Raw genomic sequence first — 21,493 nt, 5'->3', positions numbered from 1 at the left:
CGATTGCCGATGAGCGTTCTGGTCACCGGCAGCGCCGGACACCTGGGTGAGGCGATCGTCCGTCGCCTGCGTGCCGAAGGCCGCGAGGTCCGCGGCATCGACATCAAGGCCTCGCCGTTTACCGATCACGTAGGGTCGATCACGGACGAGGTCTTCGTTCGCGACGCCATGGCGGGTGCGAAGTCGGTGATCCACAGCGCTACCCTGCACAAGCCGCACGTTGCCACGCATTCGAAACGCGAGTTCGTGGACACCAACGTGGCGGGTACGGTCGCCTTGCTCGAATCCGCCGCGGCTCATGGCGTGGGGGCTTTCGTCTTTACCAGCACCACCAGCGCCTTCGGCGCGGCATTGTCGCCAGGACCTGGTGAACCGGCTACCTGGATCGACGAAGACGTCACCCCCATTCCGAAGAACATCTACGGCGCGACCAAGATCGCCGCCGAAGGCATGTGCGAGCTGGTCGCGCGAAAGGATCGCCTTCCCGTCATCGTGCTGCGAACGTCGCGCTTCTTCCCTGAAGATGACGACAATGCCGGCGTACGTGCCGAGTACGACACGCTGAACATGCAGGCCAACGAGCTGCTTTACCGGCGGGCAGACATCGAGGACATCGTTGAGGCGCACCTGCTGGCGGTCGCCCGGGCGCCGGATCTCGGCTTCGGGCGCTACATCGTTTCAGCCACGCCTCCGTTCACCCGGAACGACGTGGCGGCCTTGCGTACCGATGCCGCCGGCGTGGTGCGCAGGCTGTTTCCCGGTGTGGATGCGCTTTACGCCGCGCGTGGCTGGAAGCTGCTGGCGAGCCTGGACCGCGTTTATGACAGCAGTCGGGCGTCACGGGAGCTGGGCTGGGTGCCCCGGCGGGACTTCGCCTTCGTGCTGGAGTGCTTGCAGCGCGGGGACGATTTCCGCAGCGACATGGCCCGGGCGATCGGGGTGAAGGGGTATCACGACACCGTTTTCGAGGAAGGGCCCTATCCTGTTATCGGTTGAGGGGTTCCATCGCCGCTGAAGCGGCTCCCACAAAAGGCGTCGCCGCTGAAGCGGCTCCCACAAAGGGCGTCGCCGCTGAAGCGGCTCCCACAGGGCTGTGATTCCTGGTGCCCTGTGTGGGAGCCGATTCATCGGCGATGCTCTTAGCGAATCAGGCGACCGGCTTGGACCGATCCGTCTCCAGCGCCCGATTGATCCGCAACGCCAGCAGCGTGCAGGCCGCACCCGAAAGCAGGTAAACGCTCACCGCACCCAGGCCGAAGCGGGTCGACAGGCCCAGGGCCACCAGCGGGGCGAAGGCCGCGCCGAACAACCAGGCGAAGTCGGACGTCAGGGCGGCGCCGGTGTAACGGTAGCGCTTGGCGAAATTCGCCGTGACGGTACCGGCCGCCTGGCCATAGGACAGGCCGAGCAGGGCGAAGCCGATCAGCAGGAAGGCGTCCTGCGCGACCTTGCCGCCGCCGAGCAGCCACGGCGAGGCGATGGCGAACAGGGCGATCAGTACGGCCATGCTGCCCAACGTGTTGCGGCGGCCGAATTTGTCGGCAATCACGCCCGAGGCCATGGTGCCCAGGATCGCCAGGAAGGCGCCGATGAGCTGCACCACCAGCACGTTGTTGATGTCCTGCGAGCGGTTAAGCGCGATCCAGGACAGCGGAAAAATCGTGACCAGATGGAACAGGGCGTAGCTGGCGAGGGCGGCAAAGGCGCCGATAAACAGGTTGTAACCCTGGGCCGTCACCATCTCGATGATGCCGATGGGCTCGAGCTCGCGCTCTTCCAGAAGCTGGGTGTATTCCTCGGTCACGACCAGGCGCAAGCGGGCAAACAGCGCCACCACGTTGATCGCGAAGGCAACGAAGAAGGGGTAGCGCCAGCCCCAGCTAAGGAAGTCTTCCGTGGAAAGCTGGGTGTGCAGGAACAGGAAGAGGGAGGCGGCGATCAGGAAGCCGACCGGCGCGCCCAGCTGGCCGAGCATGGAATACCAGCCGCGGCGGCCCTTCGGCGCATTGAGTGAGAGCAGGGAGGGCAGGCCGTCCCAGGAACCGCCGAGCGCAATGCCCTGCAAGAAGCGCAGCACCGAGAGAATCACAATGACCGCGTACCCGTGCGACGTGTTCGCCGGCAGGAAGGCAATGCACACCGTCGAGGTGCCCAGCAGGAACAAGGCCGCGGTGAGCTTGGTGCTACGGCTCCAGTTGCGCTGGATGGCCATGAACAGCGTGGTGCCGATCGGCCGGGCGATGAAGGCGAGCGAGAAGATGGCGAAGGCGGCAAGTATGCCGTCCAGCTGGCTCAGGAACGGAAAGAACACCGACGGAAAGACGAGGACGGACGCAATGCCGTACGTGAAGAAGTCGAAGTATTCCGAGGCACGGCCGATGACGACGCCGACCGCGATTTCGCCTGGGGCGACGGGGGCGTGGCTGGTTTCGTGCTGGCGGCGGACGTCCTGTTCGGCGCCTTCCGCGGCATTGTGATGGGCGTGTGAAATGCTCGACATCGTATTCGGCCCGGTCTTGGGAATGGATAGCAGGATAGCGAAGGATCGCACCACTCGGCTTGTAGGGCCATGGGACAAAGTGTCCTATGGTCTTGAAAGGCAGTTAGGCGTACTTTTTCGTGTCCCCACGGTTGCCTCCATCATGCGAATGTCCATGAAGATGATGCGCGGATTGCTGATCCCCGCTTTGGTCCTGCTCTTGTCGGGCTGCGACGCCGTGCTGTTTTCGCCCTCCGGCGACATCGCCCGGCAGCAGCGCGATCTCATCATTATTTCCGTGGTGCTGATGTTGATCATCATCATCCCGGTGATCGCGATGACCTTCATGTTCGCCTGGAAGTACCGGGAATCGAACAAGAGCCACGACGACTACGCCCCGGACTGGAATCATTCCACGGTCCTGGAGCTGCTGATCTGGTCGGCTCCCCTGCTGATCATCATCGCGCTGGGCGCCATCACCTGGACCAGCACGCACAAGCTGGACCCCTACCGCCCGCTCGACCAGATCGACGCGTCCCGTCCCGTGGCCGAAGGCACCAAGCCGCTCGTGGTCGAGGTGGTCGCGCTGGACTGGAAGTGGCTGTTCCTCTACCCGGAACAGGGCATCGCCACGGTGAACGAGATGGCCGCGCCGGTGGATCGCCCGATCGAGTTCCACATCACCGCTTCGAACGTCATGAACGCGTTCTTCGTCCCCTCCCTGGCCGGCATGATCTATGCCATGCCGGGCATGGAGACCAAGCTCCACGCGGTAATGAACAAGACCGGCGATTTCGAAGGTATCTCGGCCAACTACAGCGGCGCTGGCTTCTCGGACATGCGCTTCCGCTTCCATAGCCTGTCCGACAGCGACTTCGACACCTGGGTGGCCAAGGCCCGCGCGAACGGCAACACGCTCAGCCGCGAGGACTACCTCAAGCTCGAACAGCCCAGCGAGCGCGAGCCGGTGCACTACTACAACACCGTGGCGCCTGGCTTGTACAACGCCATCCTCAACCGCTGCGTCGAATCGAACCGCATGTGCATGAGCGACATGATGGCGATCGACCAGCAGGGCGGCCAGGGCGTGGTGGGCGCGTACAACGTCACCTCGCTCGATGCCGGTACCCGCTCGCGTCTGGGTGTCGCCGACGACGGCAAGCGCTACGTGGGTGCCCTGTGCGCCGCCCGCGGCGCTACCGGTGCGCCGGTGACACCTGCCGGACGTCCGCTCTGAGCGGCCGCCTTTTCCGATTCAAGCCTCGCCGAGTCCGGTAATGAACACACCCGATCTAGTCAAACTGATCTTCGGACGCCTCACCATCGAGGCGATCCCGTACCACGAGCCGATCCTGATCGGCACGTTCGCCGCGGTTGCCATCGGCGGCATCGCGCTGCTGGCGGTGCTCACCAAGTACAAGCTGTGGGGTTACCTCTGGAGCGAGTGGTTCACCAGCATCGATCACAAGAAGATCGGCATCATGTATATGGTGCTCGGTGTCGTCATGCTGCTGCGTGGTTTCTCCGACGCCATCATGATGCGCGCCCAGCAGGCCATGGCCTTCAATGGCAGTGCCGGCTTCCTGCCTCCGCATCATTACGACCAGGTGTTCACCGCCCATGGCGTGATCATGATCTTCTTCGTGGCGATGCCGTTCGTCACCGGCCTGATGAACTTCGTGGTGCCGCTGCAGATCGGCGCGCGTGACGTGGCGTTCCCCTTCCTCAACAACTTCAGCTTCTGGATGACCGTGGCCGGCGGCATGCTGGTGATGGCTTCGCTGTTCGTTGGCGAGTTCGCCCGCACAGGCTGGCTGGCGTATCCACCGCTTTCCGGGTTGGCGGCCAGTCCGGATGTCGGGGTCGACTACTACATATGGTCACTACAGGTGGCCGGCGTGGGAACGACCCTCTCTGGCATCAACCTGCTCGCCACGATCATCAAGATGCGCGCGCCCGGCATGACCATGATGAAGATGCCCGTCTTCACCTGGACCTCGCTGTGCACCAACGTGCTGATCGTCGCCGCCTTCCCGGTGCTGACGGCGGTGCTCGCGCTGCTCTCGCTCGACCGCTACGTCGGCACCAACTTCTTCACGAACGACTTCGGCGGCAACGCCATGATGTACGTGAACCTGATCTGGATCTGGGGCCATCCCGAGGTCTACATCCTCGTGCTGCCGCTGTTCGGCGTGTTCTCCGAAGTGGTTGCCACCTTCAGCCGCAAGCGCCTGTTCGGTTATGCGTCCATGGTCTACGCCACGGTCGTGATCACGGTGCTCTCCTACCTGGTCTGGCTGCACCACTTCTTCACCATGGGTTCCGGTGCGAGCGTCAACTCGTTCTTCGGCATCACCACGATGATCATCTCGATCCCCACGGGCGCGAAGATCTTCAACTGGCTGTTCACGATGTACCGTGGCCGCATCCAGTTCGAAGTGCCGATGCTGTGGACGATGGGCTTCATGATCACCTTCGTGATCGGCGGCATGACCGGCGTCATGCTGGCCGTGCCCCCGGCCGACTTCCTGCTGCACAACAGCCTGTTCCTGATCGCGCATTTCCATAACGTGATCATCGGCGGCGTGATCTTCGGTGTCTTCGCCGGTATCAATTACTGGTTCCCGAAAGCCTTCGGCTTCAAGCTCGATTCGTACTGGGGCAAGTGGTCGTTCTGGCTGTGGCTGACGGGCTTCTACTTCGCCTTCATGCCGCTCTACGTGCTCGGCTTCATGGGCGTGACCCGTCGCATGAACCACTTCGAAGACCCGTCCCTGCAGATCTGGTTCATCATCGCCGCGTTCGGTGCCGTGCTCATCGCCGGCGGTATCGCAGCCTTCCTCATCCAGATCTTCGTCAGCATCAAGCGCCGCGAGGCGCTGCGCGATGTGACGGGCGATCCCTGGCACGGACGTACGCTGGAGTGGTCGACCTCGTCGCCGCCGCCTTCCTACAACTTCGCCTTCACCCCGGTCATCCACGAACAGGATGCGTGGTGGCAGATGAAGGAGCGTAACGCCGAGCGTCGTACCGAAGGCTACCTGCCGATCCACATGCCGAAGAACACCGCGGCCGGTGTGTATATCGCCGCCTTCGCGTTCGTCATCGGCTTCGCGATGATCTGGCACATGTTCCTCATCGCCGGTCTCGCCTTCCTCGGTCTGCTGGTGACCGCGATCGGCCATACCTTCAACTACAAACGCGACTACTACATCCCCGCCGACGTCGTGGCCCGGACCGAGGCCGCCCGCACGGAAGAGCTTGCCGCCCATGTCTGATATCCATGCCACGCCTTCCGCGGCCGTCGCGGACTCCCAGGACCTTCAGTTCTGGATGAAGGAAGACCACCACCCGGAAAACGGCACCTTGCTCGGGTTCTGGATCTACCTGATGAGCGATTGCCTCATCTTCGCCTGCCTGTTCGCCACCTATGGCGTTCTCGGCCGCAGTTACGCGGGCGGCCCCTCGGGCGCCGACCTGTTCGAGCTGCCGCTGGTGGCGGTCAATACGACGATGCTGCTGCTGTCTTCGATCACCTACGGCTTCGCCGTGCTGGAGATGCAGAAGAACCGCCGCGGCACGATGATGGCCTGGCTGATCATTACCGGCCTGTTCGGTGCAGCCTTCCTTGGCATCGAGCTGTACGAGTTCGCCAACCTCATCCATGAAGGTGCAGGCCCGCAGCGCAGCGCGTTCCTGTCGTCGTTCTTCACCCTGGTCGGTACCCACGGCCTGCACGTGACCTTCGGCATTGTCTGGCTGATCACCTTGCTGGTGCAGGTGGGCCGCTTCGGCCTCACGCCGGCCAACAAGCGTCGCATCATGTGCCTGTCCATGTTCTGGCACTTCCTCGACGTGGTGTGGGTCGGCGTGTTCACCTTTGTCTACCTGATGGGAGTGCTGCCGTGAGCGCGCACATCGAATCGCACGACCACCATGACGATCACGGCCACGGTGAAGAAGTCAGCCACAGCACGCTGAAGGGTTACATGGTGGGGTTCTTCCTCGCCGTGGTGCTGACGGCGATCCCGTTCTGGCTGGTGATGGGCAAGGTCATTCCGAACCCGCAGACGCTGGCGATCGTGATCCTCACCTTCGCGGCGATCCAGATCGTGGTCCACATGATCTACTTCCTGCACATGGATACGAAGTCGCAGGGTGGCTGGAACATGCTGGCGCTGATGTTCACCCTCATCCTGGTGGTCATCACGCTGACCGGCTCCATATGGGTCATGTTCCACCTCAACTCGAACATGATGCCGGGCATGTCCCATGACATGACCGAGCAGCAGGTGAAGAACCTGCCTTGAGCATGGACGCGACAAACGAACCAAGGACGCCGCGCTCACCGCGCGGCGTCTTCGTTCTGGGCCTGCTGGCTGTGTTTGGAGTCGTCGTCTTCATCGGGTTCGTCGCGCTCGGCACCTGGCAGGTGCACCGCCGTGCCTGGAAGCATGACCTCATCGCCCGCGTGGATACGCGCGTGCATGCGACGCCGGTGGATGCCCCCGGTCGCGGCCAGTGGCCGCAGGTCAGCGCCGCCAACGACGAGTACCGTCGCGTAAAACTCACCGGTAGCTTCCTCCAGGATAAGAGCGTTCGCGTTCGTGCCAGCACCGAGCTCGGCATGGGCTCGTGGCTGCTTACGCCGTTGCGCACGCTCTCGGGCGATATCGTGATCGTGAACCGCGGCTTCGTCTCGACCACGTGGTGCGCGGGCAAGGCCATCTGCACGCCGGGCCCTATCGGCACGACGACCATTTCCGGCCTGTTGCGAATCAGCGAGCCGAAGGGCGCGTTCCTGCAGAAGAACGACCCGAGTGGTGACCGCTGGTTCTCGCGCGACGTCGCGGCGATTGCCGCATCGAAGGGGCTGGCCGGCGCTGCGCCGTATTTCATCGATGCCGACGCGGCTTCATCGCCCGGGCGCGGCGAGGGCAATGACGGTCCGGTGGGCGGGCTTACGGTCATTGCATTCCCGGATAACCACCTTAGCTATGCGATCACCTGGTTTGCGCTGGCGTTGCTGACGCTGGTGGGTGGTTGGGTGGTGTGGAAGGACCAAAGACGGAAGCATCGCCGATGAATCGGCTCCCACACAAAGCCTGCGCAGGTCTTGTGTGGGAGCCGATTCATCGGCGATAACCAGCCGCCGGGACCTTTCCCGGGTCCGGTTTCAATTTCCCGGGCCCCGAACGTCTTTAAGGGTATGCCTCTGCATTACCCCGATCCCGCCACGGTCCACGACGCCACGCTTGGCTGGGCATCCGCCCGGCCGGTGCGAGGCGCCCTGGCGCTTGTTGTCGACCATGCCCGCAGGCGCGCCGCCTTGCGGCGCCTTGGGACGATGCGCGAGCGCCGGTTGGTCTACCTGCTGCGCAGCGTGGTCTCCTTCCGCCGCCAGGCGACCTGGCTGGGCCTGGTCGGCAAGTCGCGGGCCATGCGTGACGCCGCCGAGCTGAATCCCCGCGTGTACGAGCGCTGGCAGCCACATTACATCTCGCGCGAGTTCAACCTGGCCACGCGTGCGCGTGTGATCGAGGCGCACTACCGGTTCGTCGCGCGCGAATTTCCGGAGCGTCTGCGCACGCGCCTGCTGAAGGGTCACGATGTCCGTCTGGCCACGCTTCCCCTCGGCGATGGCGAGATGGCGTTCCTGCACGCGCGTGCACCGGAGAACGAATCCACGGGCGAGATGGGCCTTTATCTGCTCAATGCCGACAAGGAAGTGATCTCGTCCTGCGCAATCACCTTCGCCGGCGTGGATGGCCTGCTGGTGGGTGCGATGCGCGGCTCATGGGCCTATCTGGGCCGCGGGGCCATCGCGCGCTTCACTCGCGCTACCGGTGGGTTGCGGCCGCGCGACCTGCTGCTTGCAGTCGTTCGTGCGCTGGCGACCTACTACGGCATCGATCGGGTGCGCGGTGTGTCGCGAAGCGCCCACCCGCTCGATCGTCGTGCCGGCGTCACCACGGCGTCGTACGACCGGTTCTGGCGACGTCATGGCGGCACACCGGGTGACGGCGGATGCTATGAGATTCCATGCCTCGGGGTATCCAGTGGGCGCGCCGAGCGCGACGCCTTCCGGCACGAGGCCTGCGAGGTCACCCTGCGCTCCTTCGCGCGCGCGACGGGTTAGAAGTCGTAGGTGCCGGTAAGCAGGACGACACGTCCTTGCCGTATCGGCACGAAGGTCTCGTCGAAGTTCACCGCGTACAGCGTTCGTGCAAAGAGGTTCTTCACGCCCAGGGTCACCCGCCAGTTCTCGCCGTAACGGGACACGTTGGTCTCCACGCTGGCCTGGCCCGGAATGCCGAAATATTGCCCGTCGTTCGTGGTGCGGCCTTCGCTGCGGCTGCGCGCAAGGATGCCGGCGGCGACACCCCAGGGCTTGATCGACCCGTTGCCGAAGCGATAACTGGCCCACGCGGCTGCCTGGTGCTTCGGTGCGCCGGTGGGCCGGGTGTCGTCGTGATTGCGTATGCGCGACTCGGTGAGGCTGGCCAATACGTCGAAACCGGGCGCCACACGACCGGTGAACTCGAGCTCGATGCCGCGATTGGTCTGACCGGGCCCCGGTGTGGCGAAGAACGGGGGCTCTGGCGAGACCAGGTCCACGCTGTGGTCGACACGGATGCGATAGACCGCGGCGGTCAGGCGCGCGCGCTGATCGAAGAGATCGATCTTGCTGCCCAGTTCCACCTGTCGCGACGTCGCCACCGGTAATGGCTGGCCATCCTTGCCCAATAGCGGATCGGGCTGGAAACCGGTGGAGCTGTCCGCGTAGAGCGAGACTTCGTGCGTCAGCTTGTAGACCACGCCGAGCTTTGGTATCCAGCGTTGCTTGCGCACTTTTCGCGGCGAACCGTCCTCCCAACGGGTATCGAGTTCGTAGCTGGTGCGCCGCACGGCGGCGAGTATGTTCCAGCGATCGCCCAGCGCGATCTGGTCCTGCAGGTAGACCCCCGCGTTGGTCTGCCAGGAGCCACCCAGCGTCTGCACGGTGGTGTTGACCGGCGTGAGCAGCGCATTGAACTTCGCCGACATGGTGCTGCCGGTGCGCAGGTCGTAGGCCAGTGGCCGGGTCACGATCACCGCGCTGCGATCGGCTTCATCGACCGACGTGCCTTCGGTGATGCTGCCGCCGCCACTGTCACCGGCGTGTGTGCGGGCGAGGTCCATGCCGACCAGGACGGTATGGGTGACCTGACCCGTGCGGAACGTGCGCGTGAGATCGTTCTGCCAGGTCCAGTAGGTGCCGGAGTAGCGAAAGCTTCGCGCCACCGCCGACGACCCACCGCCAAAGATGGTTTCCGGGCTCGCCAGATACGACCAGCTGCTGCCGTCGCTACGTTGGCGAACATACTGGCCGCGACTATGCAGCGCCCAGTCGTCCGCGAAGTCGTGATCGACCTCGAACACCCCGCGTACGGTGCGGTAGGTGGAAATATCACCGGGATTACCCGGCACGGAACGCACCGGTGACGCCGAGGACAGGGAAGGGCCGAGCAGTACCGTGTGCTCGGGACCGGGCACGCGGTTGTCGACGTACTCCAGTCCGCCCATGACACGGGTATGGTCGCCCTGCCAGGCAAGCGAGGGGGCGAGATAAGCACCGCGGCCACCACCGTCGCCCTGCGGCGTCTTCGCGCCGCGCTGGCCCGAGGCAACCAGACGGTAGGTCACGGCACCATCTTTGGACGCGCTCCCGGCGAGGTCGACGCCGAGCCTCGCGCCGTCGTACTTGCCGACCGAATAATCGATGGTGCGGACGGTTTCAGCCTGCGGACGCTTCATCACCACGTTGATCGAGCCGCCGAAGTTGTTGTTCTGCGATGCATCGCCGAGGATCGCCTCGGGGCCGCGCAGTACCTCAACGCGTTCGATACCAATCAGCGGTGGCAGGTCTTCCGTGCGGGCGATGCCGTTGGGCATGCCGTCGGTCATCCCGTGCCCGGCATCGAAGCCGCGGATCAGGAACAGTGGCGAGCCGCCATAGCCGTCCACGTACTGCACGCCGGCGACGTAACGCGCCACGTCGCCGATATCCACCGCCTGCTGCGCTTCGATCACATCGCGCGTCACCACCGTGACCGACTGCGGGACATCGCTGAGGCGTGCTTCGGTACGTGTCACCGTGCGGGTGGTATCCGCCTTGAATCCGTTGTCCTGGATCAGGCCCTGCACATCCACGGTGGCCAGCGGCACCACGCTGCCCGGATCGAACGCCACGGAAGGATCGAGCGGCAACGGTGTCGCGTTGTCGGCTTTCTGCCGCTGGCGCACGACCACGGTGCGTGCGTCGTAGGTCTCGCTTTCCAGATCGGTGCCGGCAAGCAGTTCGTCGAGGGCCGCGTTCGGGGTGAGCACGCCGCTGGCGCCGGACGAGCGCCAGTTGGCGATCGAGCCGGATGCGGTCAGTACCTGCACATTGCTCTGCTTGCCCCAGGCCAGCAGGGCGGTCGCCAGCGGCTGGGGAGCGATGTCGAACGGGATGACGGTGTTCCCGGAACCCTCGGCCGGCGCGTCGGCGGCACAGGCAACACGAATCGCCCACACAAGCGCAAGAGCGCCGGTGAATGCGCGCCGGCGCCCGCGAAGCGAGTACTGCAAGATCTGCCGTCCCAAGGAGTGAATTTCAGCGCGGCTTCTGACTCCGCGTCATGGATGTCTGGCGAGCCAGCTCCAGCCGGTCGGCGTAGGTGTCCACGCGAACCGGGAAGACCCGCGGCAAGGCGGATACCCAGCTGTCGATGGTATCGACCTCGACGGTACCGGTAAACGTCAGGCGGCCCAGATCGGCGTCGGCCAGCCGGATCGGCCGCGCGCTGTAGCGGTTCACGTTGTCCAGCACCGAGGCCAGCGGTTCGTTGACGAACTCCAGCCGGTGGCCGCGCCAGGCGGTGGCCGAGGCCGCTGTCACGTCGAGGATGCGCATCGCCTGGGTCTCAGGGTCGTACGAGACTTCGCGGCCCGCGCCCAACTCCACCGTGGCGGCGTCGCCGTCGGTGGCCAAAGGCGAGACGCGTACCCGACCTTCCGTCACCGCCACGGTGACGCGGTTCCCCGTCCGGCGGACATTGAAGGCGGTACCCAGGTCGCGGATCCGCAACGGACCGGCCGTGACCACGAAGGGCCGCTCCGCATGCGCGACCCGGAAGAAGGCCTCGCCGGCCTCGAGATCCACGGCGCGCTCGTCGCGGCCGTATCTCGCGGTGATCGAGGTGGCGCCGCCCAGTTCGATGCTTGAGCCGTCCGGCAGGGCGATGTCGCGGTGCCCGGCCCGTTCGCTGGCGTACTGGCGCGTCGACTCGGGACCCGTCGACCGCAGCGCTACGAACAAGCCCGCGCCGAGCACGACGATGGCCACGCCCGCTGCCAGGCCGAGGGCCAGCCGCGGTGGCGCACGACGCATCGTCAGGGGGGCATAGCGCGCCACGAAGGCCTCGCGCGTGGAACCATCCATGACGGCAACCGATTCCGCCACGGCGCAGGCGCGGTCGAACGCCGTCGCGTGGCGCAGATCGGCTTCGAGCCACTCGCTCCACTGCAGCATGGCCTGCTCGGGCAGCGCGGGGTCGCGCAGACGCGACCACCAGTCGGCGGCGGTGTTCTCGATATGACGATCGGCGGAGGCAGCGGTATTCATAAGGGGTTCTCCGCGCGATCACGGCGTTCACGGCAGTGTGCAAGGGCGTTGGCGACGTGATAGCGCACCATGCGCTCACTCAGTTTCATGTCCCGCGCAATCGCGGCGAAATCACGCCCGTCCACCACATGCATGACAAAGGCCCGGCTGGTCTTCGGTGGCAATTCGTCCAGTGCCTGGCGCAGGCCGCGCCATTGCTCGACGGCGGAGGCATGCTGTTCGGGAATAGACGTGACGTGCCAGTCGTCGTCGTCCGGATCCACCGGCGCGGCGGCGCGCACGTTGCGCATGCGCAGGCGGTCCACGGCCAGGTTGGAGGCCGCCCGGAAAAGAAAGGCCCGCGGCGAGTCGATCCGGGTCGCCTCGTCCAGCGAGAGCAGCTTGAGATAAACCTCCTGCGCTACTTCCTGGGCGTCGGCGTGCGAATTCAGCCGCGCACGCAGGAAACCCACGAGCGCCGCATTGTGTTCACGGAACAGGGCAACCACCTGTGCGGCACGTTTACCGCCCGCTGGCGTGCCCGCCGCCTCGGAGGGATCCATGGTGTGTCTGACCGCGTTCATGAGGCTGAGAAGGGTTCACTATAGGTTCGCACGGTGGGAAATCGACGCCCGTACGGGCAGAACGAGCGCCGATTTCCGCACCGGCGAACACCCTAGACGTGCCAGCCCCGGAAAATTGAAATGGGAATGGCCCAATACCCTTCCGTCGGTTGTAAGGGACCTGTCAGCCGCCTCGACTAGCATCGGGGACCGACCTGGCAATGCCCCTTTGTTTGATGACCTCCCCCGACGAACGATCCCTTCGCCGCGAGTTCGGCTGGTTCATGCTCTTCGCCCTGGTGGTGCTAGCGGCCGGTATCGGCATGCGCGACCCCTGGCCGCCGGACGAGCCACGCTTTGCCCTGGTCGCCCGGCAGATGCTCGAATCCGGCCAGTGGCTCTTCCCACACCGGGGCACGGAACTCTATGCCGACAAGCCGCCCATGCTTATGTGGACCGAGGCGGTCTGGATGTGGCTCACAGGCGGCTGGCGTGGCGCGTTCCTGCTGACATCGCTCTTCTCCGGGCTGGGCACCCTGGCCCTGGTCGCCTATCTGGGCCGTCGCCTGTGGAACGCACGGGTCGGCCTCCACGCGGCGGCTATCGTGCTGACGACGATGGCCTTTGTCGACGTGGTCAAGCACGGCCAGATCGACCCGCTCGAGCTGTTCTGGATCACCCTGGCCAACACGGGCCTGCTGCTGCACTGCCTGCGTGGTCCCGACTGGAAGATGTACTGGCTGGGTTGCTTCGCCGCCGGCCTTGGGGTGATTACCAAGGGCGTAGGGGTAATCGCGTTGCTCATGCTTATCCCCTATGCCGTAATGCGCATGCGGCAGTGGCCGGGCCTCGCGCGGACCCAGGGCGACGGCTGGCGCTGGGCCGGTGGGGCGGTGGCCTTCCTGCTGGCGATCGCCGTCTGGCTGGGACCGATGCTGATCGCGGCCTACGGGTTGCGCACGCCCGAGTACCTGGCGTACGTGCAGGACATCCTCTTTCACCAGACCGCCGACCGGTACGCCAACTCATGGATGCACGAGGAAGACCCGTGGTTCTTCCTGCTGGTGATCCTGCGTTTGTGGATGCCGACCTGGCTGTTGATCCCGTTCCTCGTCCCGCGCTGGCGGGAGGCGCTGCGCCTGCGCGAGCCACGTGTCTGGATGCCGCTGGTGTGGTTCGTGCTGGTGCTGGTGTTCTTTTCCATCCCCAGCGGCAAACGCGCGATCTACATCCTGCCGGGCCTGCCGATGCTGGCCCTGGCCATGGCGCCTTACCTCGGCGACCTGATGAAAACGCGCTGGCTGCCGAGGCTGGCTTTCGGCATCACGGTGGCATCGGGCGTGGTGTTCGCCAGTGTTGGCACCTGGGCCTGGATGGCCGCGCCGAAGGCGGCGCGGCGCATCGCCGCGGGCTACGAACTGCCCGATAACGGTCAGTCGCTGTGGCTGTGCGTCGTCGCGGTCGGCGTCGCCTTTCTGCTGGCCGCCGCGGTGTACCGTCCGCGGCGCGGCGCCCTCGCTCTCATGCTCGGTGTCGGTCTTGCGTGGATCGTCTGGCCGGTCGCGACGTATCCGTTGCTCAATGCCAACCAGTCCGCCACCCAGCTGATGAGCGAGGCCGATGCGCGCATTGGTCCGGACGGCCAGCTCGCCCTGGTCTCGTGGCGAGAGGAAGTGCTTTACCAGGCGCGACGCCCCGTGGCCGAGTTTGGCTTCACGCGCGACGCCGCATTGCAGATGGCCGACGCCCGTGCGTGGCAGCGCATTGATCCGACGCATCGCTGGATTCTTCTCAACGAGGACGCGCTGGATAGCTGCGTGATTCGCGAGAAGGTCGTGGATATGGGCCTTGCCAATCGCGTGCGCTCGGCGTTGTTGCCGGGGGATGGGAGTCGGGCGGGGTGCGTGCCGGAGGCTTTGCCGCTGGCGCCGGTGTTGGAGGAATAAGAGCATCGCCGCTGAAGCGGCTCCCACAAGGAGCGACCGCCTGCTCCTTGTGGGAGCCGCTTCAGCGGCGATGCTTTCTTTGCCCCTGTGGGAGCCGCTTCAGCGGCGATGCTTTCTTTGCCCCTGTGGGAGCCGCTTCAGCGGCGATGCTTTCTTTGCCCCTGTGGGAGCCGCTTCAGCGGCGATGCTTTCTTTGCCCCTGTGGGAGCCGCTTCAGCGGCGATGCTTTCTTTGCCCCTGTGGGAGCCGCTTCAGCGGCGATGCTTTCTTTGCCCCTGTGGGAGCCGCTTCAGCGGCGATGCTTTCTTTGTCCCTGTGGGAGCCGCTTCAGCGGCGACGCCCTAGCGCTTCGGCGCCTCGGCCATCGTTCGCTTCAACATGCGCTCGTACTTCTTCTTCGTGCGCGACGCATTGTGCGCACGATTCATCGAACAGTGCGGCACGATGTTCTTCTCGCCGAAGCCATCGATCATCACCAGGCGCGGGCCACCGCGTGAGTCCTCGCCATACACCACGTTCCACGCATGCAGGTCGGCGGCGATGACATTGTGGCTGAGCAGGCGAGCGTAGAATTCCTCGAGCTCGACCCGCGTCTTCTCGGTGAAGCCTTCGGCCTGGACCCAGGCATGCAGCGTCGGCGCGAGCTGGCCGTCCGGACGACGCACCTTCTCCACGATCTGCCCCATGCCGATGTCGGTCATCTCCAGGCCGACGATGCGCGCCAGCGGCGAGGTTGCATACGCGCCCACGTAGATACTCGTGACGTATTCCTTGAACTCGCGCACGAAGTCCTTGTACGGCCCGCTGCGCGCAATTCGGCGATACCACGGTGCCTGGTTCCAGCGCTCTTCGATCGATGCGCTGGTGATCACCTTGATCAGCAGGTCGGGGTCGTCCGGGTGCTGGTACACCTCGCGGATGTGCCCATTGGCGATCGGCTTGGTGTCGGCCAGTCTGAACATCGTCGGTCCTCGTGCGGGCCTGAAAGGCTGCTGTAAGTCGTTTCTTGGGCGCACAGTGTAAAGTCTTCGGGTCGTAACCTGCCCGGATACTCCATCGTGCGCAAGCTCACCTGGCGTTTCATCGTTGCCGCCCTCGTCTTCCTGACGCTTTCCCGCGTCGGCCTGTCCGTGTGGCAATGGTCGCGCGTCCACGACGGCGGTGGCCTCTGGCCGGTGCTGCTGGGTGGCTGGCGCATCGACCTCTCGCTCATCGCGATGATCGTCGCCCTGCCCGCACTGCTGTCGCCCTGGCTCGGACACCGGGCATGGCCCACCCGCATCGCGGCATGGTGGTTGCGCTTCTGGTGGCTGGCCTTCGTCCTGCTGGAAGTCTCGACACCGCAGTTCATCGTCGAATACGACACGCGTCCGAACCGCCTGTATTTCGAGTACCTGACCAGCCCACACGAAGTAGCCTCCATGCTGTGGAACGGCTACAAGCTGTCCGTCGCCGCGGGTCTGGTGGCGTTCGCACTGATCGGCTGGCTCGGTTTCCGCCTGCTGCCGACGCGGCAACCCGATCGCGCTCCCGTGCGCGGCTGGATGCGCCCCGTGGCCACCGTGGTCCTGTTCGCCGTGCTCTTCCTTGCTGGCCGCGGCACCCTGCAACATCGTCCGCTCAACGCCTCGCAGGTCGCCTTCACCAACGACGCGATGGTCAACACCCTTCCGTTGAACTCGCTCTACAACGTACTCAACGCGGCGATCGCGCTGGGCAACGAGCGCTCCGCATCGGCGGTCTACGGCAAATTGCCCGATGACGAGATGCAGTCGATCGTGCGCCGGGCGGCTGGTCTGGACGGCCCGCCGCTCGATGCCACTTATCCCAGCCTGCATCGCCAGCAGGCCACGCGAAAGGGCGACAAACCGTACAACCTGGTGATCATCCTCGAGGAAAGCCTGGGTGCGCAGTTCGTCGGCAGTCTCGGTGGCGACGGTTACACACCCGAACTGGACAAGCTTTCCAACGAAGGCTGGTGGCTGACCCGCACCTACGCCACCGGTACGCGCTCCGCGCGCGGTCTCGAAGCCGTCACCACGGGTTTCCTGCCGACGCCGGCCGAGGCCGTGCTCAAGCTGCCGCGCAGCCAGCGCGACTTCTTCACCCTCGGTGCCTTGCTCGACACCTTCGGTTACCACACGCGCTTCCTCTACGGCGGAGAAGCGCACTTCGACAACATGCGTTCGTTCTTCTTCGGCAACGGTTTCAACGAAGTGGTCGACAGCGCGAGCTTCAAGACCAAGCCGGGCTTCATCGGTTCCTGGGGTGCGTCCGACGAGGACATGTTCAACGAGCTGCACCAGCGGTTGATGGACGACAGTGACAAGCCGACGCTCACGGTGGCCTTCTCCGTCTCGAACCACACCCCGTGGGAGTATCCGAAAGGCCGGATCACGCCGGAAGGCGAGCCCGCCAGCAACGCCAATGCGGTGCGCTATGCGGACTGGTCGATCGGTCGCTTCTTCGACCGCGCGAAGCAGTCGCCGTACTGGGACCACACGGTGTTCCTGATCGTCGCGGACCACGATGCACGCGTGTTCGGCGCCAACCTGGTGCCGGTCACCCATTTCCACATTCCCGCGCTGATCCTCGGCGCCGGCGTGCCGGTGAAGAAGGACGACCACATCGTCAGCCAGGTCGACCTTGCGCCCACCCTGCTTTCGCTCATCGGCATCAGCAGCGAGCATCCGATGCTCGGCGCCGACCTGACCCAGCGCTACCCGGACCGCGCCATCATGCAGTACGGCGACAACTACGGTTACCTCAAGGGCGATCGCCTCATCGTGCTCCGGCCGAATCAGCCGGCGGCGCAGTATCACTACCTGATCGACGGCGAGAAGTTCGATCCGGTATCGATCGACCCGACGCTGGAGAAAGAAGCGCTGGCGCACGCGCTGTGGCCGAGCTGGGCATACGCTCAGCAGCGCTATCGTTTGCCGCCGGGAGCCACCGCCGCGAAGCCCTGAAGGCGCCACCGTGTCACTGGTCAGTGCTGGTTTCGCGCGCGGGCTTCGTCCAGCGTGTGGCAGAGCAGATCCACGCTGGCGAGGATCGAGGCCGAGGGCAGGGCGAGGGTCGGGGCGTCGATGGTGATCACGTTGTCGTGCTTCACGGCGCGGAGGAACCCGCTCTGGCGCCAGCTGGCCAGTGCATCGCGGCCGCCGTCACCGCCGATGATGACGTCGGGGTCACGTGCCAGCACGGCCTCGCGGGTGACGGTGGGAGCCGCCTGCGAGAGGTCGGCGAAGATGTTGTCGCCACCGCAGAGATCCAGCGCGTCGTCGATAATCTGTGCGCGGCCGATGGTCATGAGGGGGCGGTCCCAAATCTGATAGAACACCTTCAACCGCGCCTTGCCGGCATAGTCGCTGCGAAGCCTTGCCAGCGAGGCGTCGAACGCGGCGGCGTTCCGGTCGGCTTGTTCCTGGGTGCCGGCCAGCGTGCCGAAGCGCCGGGTCGCCGGGGCGACATCGGCAAGCCGCGTCGTTTCCGAATAGAAGATCGGGATGCCGAGCCGGCTCAACTTTTCCACCTGCGCAGCCGGCGTACCGCTGCGCCAGACGACGATGACATCCGGCTTCAGGCCAACGATCCGCTCCAGGTCGATCATCGTGGCATCGCCGACGATGGTTACCTTCTTCGCTTCGGCCGGGTGATCGCTGAAGCGCGACGTCCCCACGACATAGGCCCCGGCGCCGGCGGCGAACAGCGCATCGGTAATGTTCGGGGCAAGACTGACGATGCGATGCGCCGGCGCCTTCAGGGTCACGACGCGACCCGCGTCGTCGGTCACGGTAACGGCGGCGCTGGCGGTGCCCGTCATGAGAAGCGCGAGCAGGGCGAAACGGCGAATCATGGGGAGAGTCCGTTGAGGCGTCCGGCGCGGAAGAAGCGTTCCCCGTCGAGCGTGACGCCGTGGATAGGATGGTGGAATGCCGCCGACAGGTGATCGCTGGTGATCACGTCGTCTTTCAGACCGGCGAGCGCGCCACCGTTGCCGTCCAGAAGCACGGCATGCGTTGCATGCTGGAAGGCCAGGTTGATGTCGTGCACGGTATACACCACGGATTTCCCGTCGTGCGCCGCCGTGTGCAGCAATTCATGCAGCGTCTTCATCTGGTGATGAAGGTCCAGCGACGACAGGGGTTCGTCCAGGAGCATCACATCGACATTCTGGGTGAATAGCGCTGCGATGTTCACGCGCTGGCGTTCGCCGCCGGACAACGTGGTGACATCGCGTTCCGCCAGCGACTCGAGTTCGAAGGTACGCAGGGCGCGCTGTGCAGGTTCGAGATCCTCGTCACCCCATGCCCAGAACGGCAGGCGCGGATGGCGTGCGGCGATCACCGCTTCCATCACGGTGAGGCTGAAGGCGTCGACGATGGATTGGGGCAGGAATCCGCGCAGGCGCGCGAGTTCGATCGGGCGGTAGCTGGCGATGTCGCGTCCACCCAGGGCAACGCGACCGTGGTCGGGGTCACGCAAGCCGGCTAGCGTGCGCAGCAGGGTCGATTTCCCTGCGCCGTTCGGCCCCAGTACGCACCAGACCTGGCCTGGCTCGACGCGCATGCTCAGCTCGCGCACGAGCAGCCGATCACGTATGGACAGGCTGATGGCTTCGGTGGCGAGAACGCTGCTCATCGGCGTTTCACCAGCAGGAACATGAAGGTCGGCACGCCGATCACCGCCATGACCGCACCGACCGGCAACTGGATGGGATCGGCCACAATGCGCGAGATCGTATCGGCTACGACGACCACGATGCCGCCGCCGATGGCGCACGCGGGAATCAGTACACGTTGGTCGTTGCCGATGACCCGGCGCAGGGCATGCGGCACCACCAGGCCAACGAATCCCACCGTGCCGGCCGTGGTCACCGCCACGGCCGTCGCCAGCGAGGCGATGACGAAGATCGCAGACTTCACCACGTTGGGGCGTACACCCAGCGCGCTTGCGGATTCTTCGCCGCGGCCGAGCAGGTTCAGCTGTCGCCCGAGCGGTACGACAAACAACACGCCAAGGAGCAACGCGATGACGGGAAGCAGCGGGTTGGCGACACCGCTGAGGTCGCCCATCATCCAGAACAGCATGCCGCGCAGGTTCTTGTCCGGTGCCAGCACCAGCATCATGCTGACGATGGCGCCGAAGCCGGACGCCAGCATCACGCCGATCAGGATCAAGTCGGTGGAGTCTTCGCGCTGCGCCGCACGCTGGCGCGAGAGGAGGTCACGATGGCCGAGCACGAACACGGCCAGGCAGGCAATCAAGGCCCCCGATGCCGCACCCGCCGCCGTGAGCACCGCACCCAGGCCGCCGAGCATCGCACCGAGGGCGCCGACGGAAGCGCCGCCGGAGAGGCCGAGCGTGTAGGGATCCGCCAGCGGGTTGCGCACCAGGATCTGCATCAGGCAACCCGACATCGCCAACAGGCCGCCCACGCCGTATGCAGCGATCGAGCGGGGCAGGCGCAGTTCCCAGATGATCGAGTGCATCGGCGTATCGGCCGAAGACACCAGGCCCTGCCACGATGCCGCGACGGTCGAGTCACCGCCACCGAGCAGCACCGAAGCCAGCACGGCGGCAAGGCTGACGATCAGCATGCCAAGCCATAGGCGGACCGCCGATCCGAATGTCGTCATCATCGTGTGGCACGCCCGTCGGGCCAGTCGATCTCATAGCGGGTACTGCGGCCGCCGCCGGGAAGCCGGCGCAGGAGACCCTTCTCCGTGAGATCGCCCAGGTGACGCGTGGCCGTGGCCTTGGATACCTTGGCCACCGCCTGATACTGCGAAGCATTGATGCCATCGGCAAAGCCGCGTTCCCCGCCGTCAAGCAGCCTGTTGATGACCTTGCGCTGCTCGGCAGATAGTACGTACTCCCCGTGTTGACGCCAGAACCGCGCCTTGCCGAGCACGCGGTCGATGCGCAACAACGCCTGCTCGAGACTGTCGAGCAAGGTCTGCAGAAACCACAACAGCCACGCCGTGATGTCGAGATCACCCTTCTGGCTTTCTTCGAGCACGCGGTAGTAGCCCGACCGATCGGCCAGGATGCTGGCCGACATCGTGTAGAAGCGAATCGCCTGGTGTTCCGCCTGGGCCAAGGCAAGATCGGTGATGGCACGCGTGAGGCGTCCGTTGCCATCGTCGAAGGGATGCAGCGTGACGAACCAGAAGTGGGCGATGCCGGCGCGCAGGAGGGGATCCAGCGTGGACGCCTTCGCACTGGAGTCGAACCAGGCGAGAAACGTGTCGACTTGCGTGTCGAGGCCGGCGCGTGGCGGCGCTTCGAAATGCACGGTCGGTTTGTCGAGGCGGCCGGATACGACCTGCATGGGTTCGTCGCCGCGAAGTTCGCCGACGCGAATGCGCACGGGTAGCAGCGTTTCCTCGGCAGGAAACAGCAGGCGGTGCCAGTGGAACAGCCGCGGGAGATCGAGTGGGCTGGCATAGTGCTGCGTCGCGTCCACCATCAGCTCGGCGAGGCCTTCGCTGCGTGGCGTGCGGCGTCCATCCGCGTCCCCGTCGACGCCCAGCCGCTTCGCCAACGAAGAGCGTACCGAACCCGCGTTCAGTTCCTCGCCCTCGATGGCCGAGGACGTGACGATGTTCTGCAGCAGGGCATCCAGTTCGGTCTCGAGGCCGGCCTCGGTGCCGGCGGAATCTACCGCTCCCAGCAGGCGTCCCTGGGCGAGCTGGCAGGCCCGCAGAAGTGCGGGCACGCGGTCGCCATGCCAGCGAAAGGCAGGCCAGTCAGCGTGTTGCCAGATCCATTTTGGGTCGATCATTTCGCCTCGCGCGGGCTTCATGAGCCGAATAAGGCCGCTATTCGGCTCATAAGGTGAGCCGAATATATCCTCTAATCGGCTCATCCG

The 21,493-nt window shown here is 65.1% G+C and carries 18 protein-coding genes; 9 read left to right on the top strand and 9 right to left on the bottom strand.

Annotated elements, in window-relative coordinates:
• Positions 1-9 precede the first annotated feature (9 nt).
• Complete coding sequence (locus C8J98_RS03435; RefSeq protein ID WP_107910867.1) at positions 10-996, top strand: NAD(P)-dependent oxidoreductase; 987 nt, start codon at positions 10-12, stop codon at positions 994-996.
• Positions 997-1,147: 151 nt separating this feature from the next.
• Here the strand turns inward: C8J98_RS03435 and C8J98_RS03430 are convergent, their stop codons facing one another.
• Complete coding sequence (locus C8J98_RS03430) at positions 1,148-2,500, bottom strand: MFS transporter (protein ID WP_107910865.1); 1,353 nt, start codon at positions 2,498-2,500, stop codon at positions 1,148-1,150.
• Positions 2,501-2,642: 142 nt separating this feature from the next.
• Here C8J98_RS03430 and cyoA point away from each other — a divergent pair, with 142 nt between their 5' ends.
• The 6 genes from cyoA (at position 2,643) to C8J98_RS03400 (ending at position 8,618) form a co-directional block, all read left to right on the top strand.
• A complete protein-coding gene (gene cyoA / locus C8J98_RS03425; protein WP_233260088.1) occupies positions 2,643-3,716 on the top strand; it encodes a ubiquinol oxidase subunit II in 1,074 nt (357 codons plus the stop codon).
• A gap of 67 nt (positions 3,717-3,783) precedes the next feature.
• Positions 3,784-5,757, top strand: coding sequence for a cytochrome o ubiquinol oxidase subunit I (gene cyoB / locus C8J98_RS03420; RefSeq protein WP_199229802.1), 1,974 nt, complete (start codon positions 3,784-3,786; stop codon positions 5,755-5,757).
• Positions 5,750-6,388, top strand: a complete 639-nt coding sequence (cyoC, locus tag C8J98_RS03415; RefSeq protein ID WP_107910862.1) for a cytochrome o ubiquinol oxidase subunit III — start codon at positions 5,750-5,752, stop codon at positions 6,386-6,388. Before cyoB ends, cyoC begins: the two co-directional genes overlap by 8 nt.
• Positions 6,385-6,789, top strand: a complete 405-nt coding sequence (gene cyoD, locus C8J98_RS03410; protein WP_107910860.1) for a cytochrome o ubiquinol oxidase subunit IV — start codon at positions 6,385-6,387, stop codon at positions 6,787-6,789. The genes cyoC and cyoD overlap by 4 nt, the downstream gene beginning before the upstream one ends.
• A 2-nt stretch (positions 6,790-6,791) precedes the next feature.
• Positions 6,792-7,565 (top strand): SURF1 family protein, encoded by a 774-nt coding sequence (locus tag C8J98_RS03405; RefSeq protein WP_107910858.1) that lies wholly within the window; start codon positions 6,792-6,794, stop codon positions 7,563-7,565.
• 123 nt (positions 7,566-7,688) lie between these two features.
• Positions 7,689-8,618 (top strand): DUF535 family protein, encoded by a 930-nt coding sequence (locus C8J98_RS03400; protein WP_107910857.1) that lies wholly within the window; start codon positions 7,689-7,691, stop codon positions 8,616-8,618.
• Here C8J98_RS03400 and C8J98_RS03395 read toward each other — a convergent pair.
• The 3 genes from C8J98_RS03395 to C8J98_RS03385 are packed head-to-tail and all read right to left on the bottom strand — an operon-like array spanning position 8,615 to position 12,691.
• Positions 8,615-11,107, bottom strand: a complete 2,493-nt coding sequence (locus C8J98_RS03395; RefSeq protein WP_233260087.1) for a TonB-dependent receptor — start codon at positions 11,105-11,107, stop codon at positions 8,615-8,617. The genes C8J98_RS03400 and C8J98_RS03395 overlap by 4 nt on opposite strands.
• A 10-nt stretch (positions 11,108-11,117) precedes the next feature.
• Entirely contained in the window at positions 11,118-12,128 is a 1,011-nt protein-coding gene (locus tag C8J98_RS03390; protein WP_107910855.1) for a FecR domain-containing protein, read from the bottom strand.
• Complete coding sequence (locus C8J98_RS03385; RefSeq protein WP_233260086.1) at positions 12,125-12,691, bottom strand: RNA polymerase sigma factor; 567 nt, start codon at positions 12,689-12,691, stop codon at positions 12,125-12,127. Before C8J98_RS03385 ends, C8J98_RS03390 begins: the two co-directional genes overlap by 4 nt.
• 215 nt (positions 12,692-12,906) lie before the next feature.
• Here C8J98_RS03385 and C8J98_RS03380 point away from each other — a divergent pair, with 215 nt between their 5' ends.
• A complete protein-coding gene (locus C8J98_RS03380; protein ID WP_107910852.1) occupies positions 12,907-14,616 on the top strand; it encodes a glycosyltransferase family 39 protein in 1,710 nt (569 codons plus the stop codon).
• Positions 14,617-14,957: 341 nt separating this feature from the next.
• On the opposite strand, the gene C8J98_RS03375 is transcribed toward C8J98_RS03380, so the two are convergent.
• Positions 14,958-15,578: a YrbL family protein gene (locus C8J98_RS03375; protein ID WP_107910850.1), complete on the bottom strand. Its 621-nt coding sequence runs from the start codon at positions 15,576-15,578 to the stop codon at positions 14,958-14,960.
• A gap of 96 nt (positions 15,579-15,674) precedes the next feature.
• Between C8J98_RS03375 and C8J98_RS03370 the strand changes: the two genes are divergently transcribed.
• A complete protein-coding gene (locus C8J98_RS03370; RefSeq protein WP_107910848.1) occupies positions 15,675-17,585 on the top strand; it encodes an LTA synthase family protein in 1,911 nt (636 codons plus the stop codon).
• Between the two features lie 20 nt (positions 17,586-17,605).
• Here C8J98_RS03370 and C8J98_RS03365 read toward each other — a convergent pair whose 3' ends face one another.
• From C8J98_RS03365 to C8J98_RS03350, 4 genes are read right to left on the bottom strand one after another with little or no spacing between them, the layout of a single operon-like run.
• Positions 17,606-18,475 (bottom strand): cobalamin-binding protein, encoded by an 870-nt coding sequence (locus tag C8J98_RS03365; protein WP_107910846.1) that lies wholly within the window; start codon positions 18,473-18,475, stop codon positions 17,606-17,608.
• Positions 18,472-19,260, bottom strand: coding sequence for an ABC transporter ATP-binding protein (locus tag C8J98_RS03360; RefSeq protein ID WP_107910844.1), 789 nt, complete (start codon positions 19,258-19,260; stop codon positions 18,472-18,474). Before C8J98_RS03360 ends, C8J98_RS03365 begins: the two co-directional genes overlap by 4 nt.
• Positions 19,257-20,261, bottom strand: coding sequence for an iron ABC transporter permease (locus C8J98_RS03355; RefSeq protein WP_199229787.1), 1,005 nt, complete (start codon positions 20,259-20,261; stop codon positions 19,257-19,259). Before C8J98_RS03355 ends, C8J98_RS03360 begins: the two co-directional genes overlap by 4 nt.
• Positions 20,258-21,406, bottom strand: coding sequence for a Fic family protein (locus tag C8J98_RS03350; RefSeq protein WP_107911155.1), 1,149 nt, complete (start codon positions 21,404-21,406; stop codon positions 20,258-20,260). The genes C8J98_RS03355 and C8J98_RS03350 overlap by 4 nt, the downstream gene beginning before the upstream one ends.
• Between the last annotated feature and the right edge of the window lie 87 nt (positions 21,407-21,493).

Origin of the sequence: Luteibacter sp. OK325 (assembly GCF_003050935.1) — a bacterium.
Lineage (GTDB): Bacteria > Pseudomonadota > Gammaproteobacteria > Xanthomonadales > Rhodanobacteraceae > Luteibacter.
The sequence above is the reverse complement of the archived record's forward strand: the minus strand, read 5'-3'. Positions and strand labels throughout refer to the sequence as shown.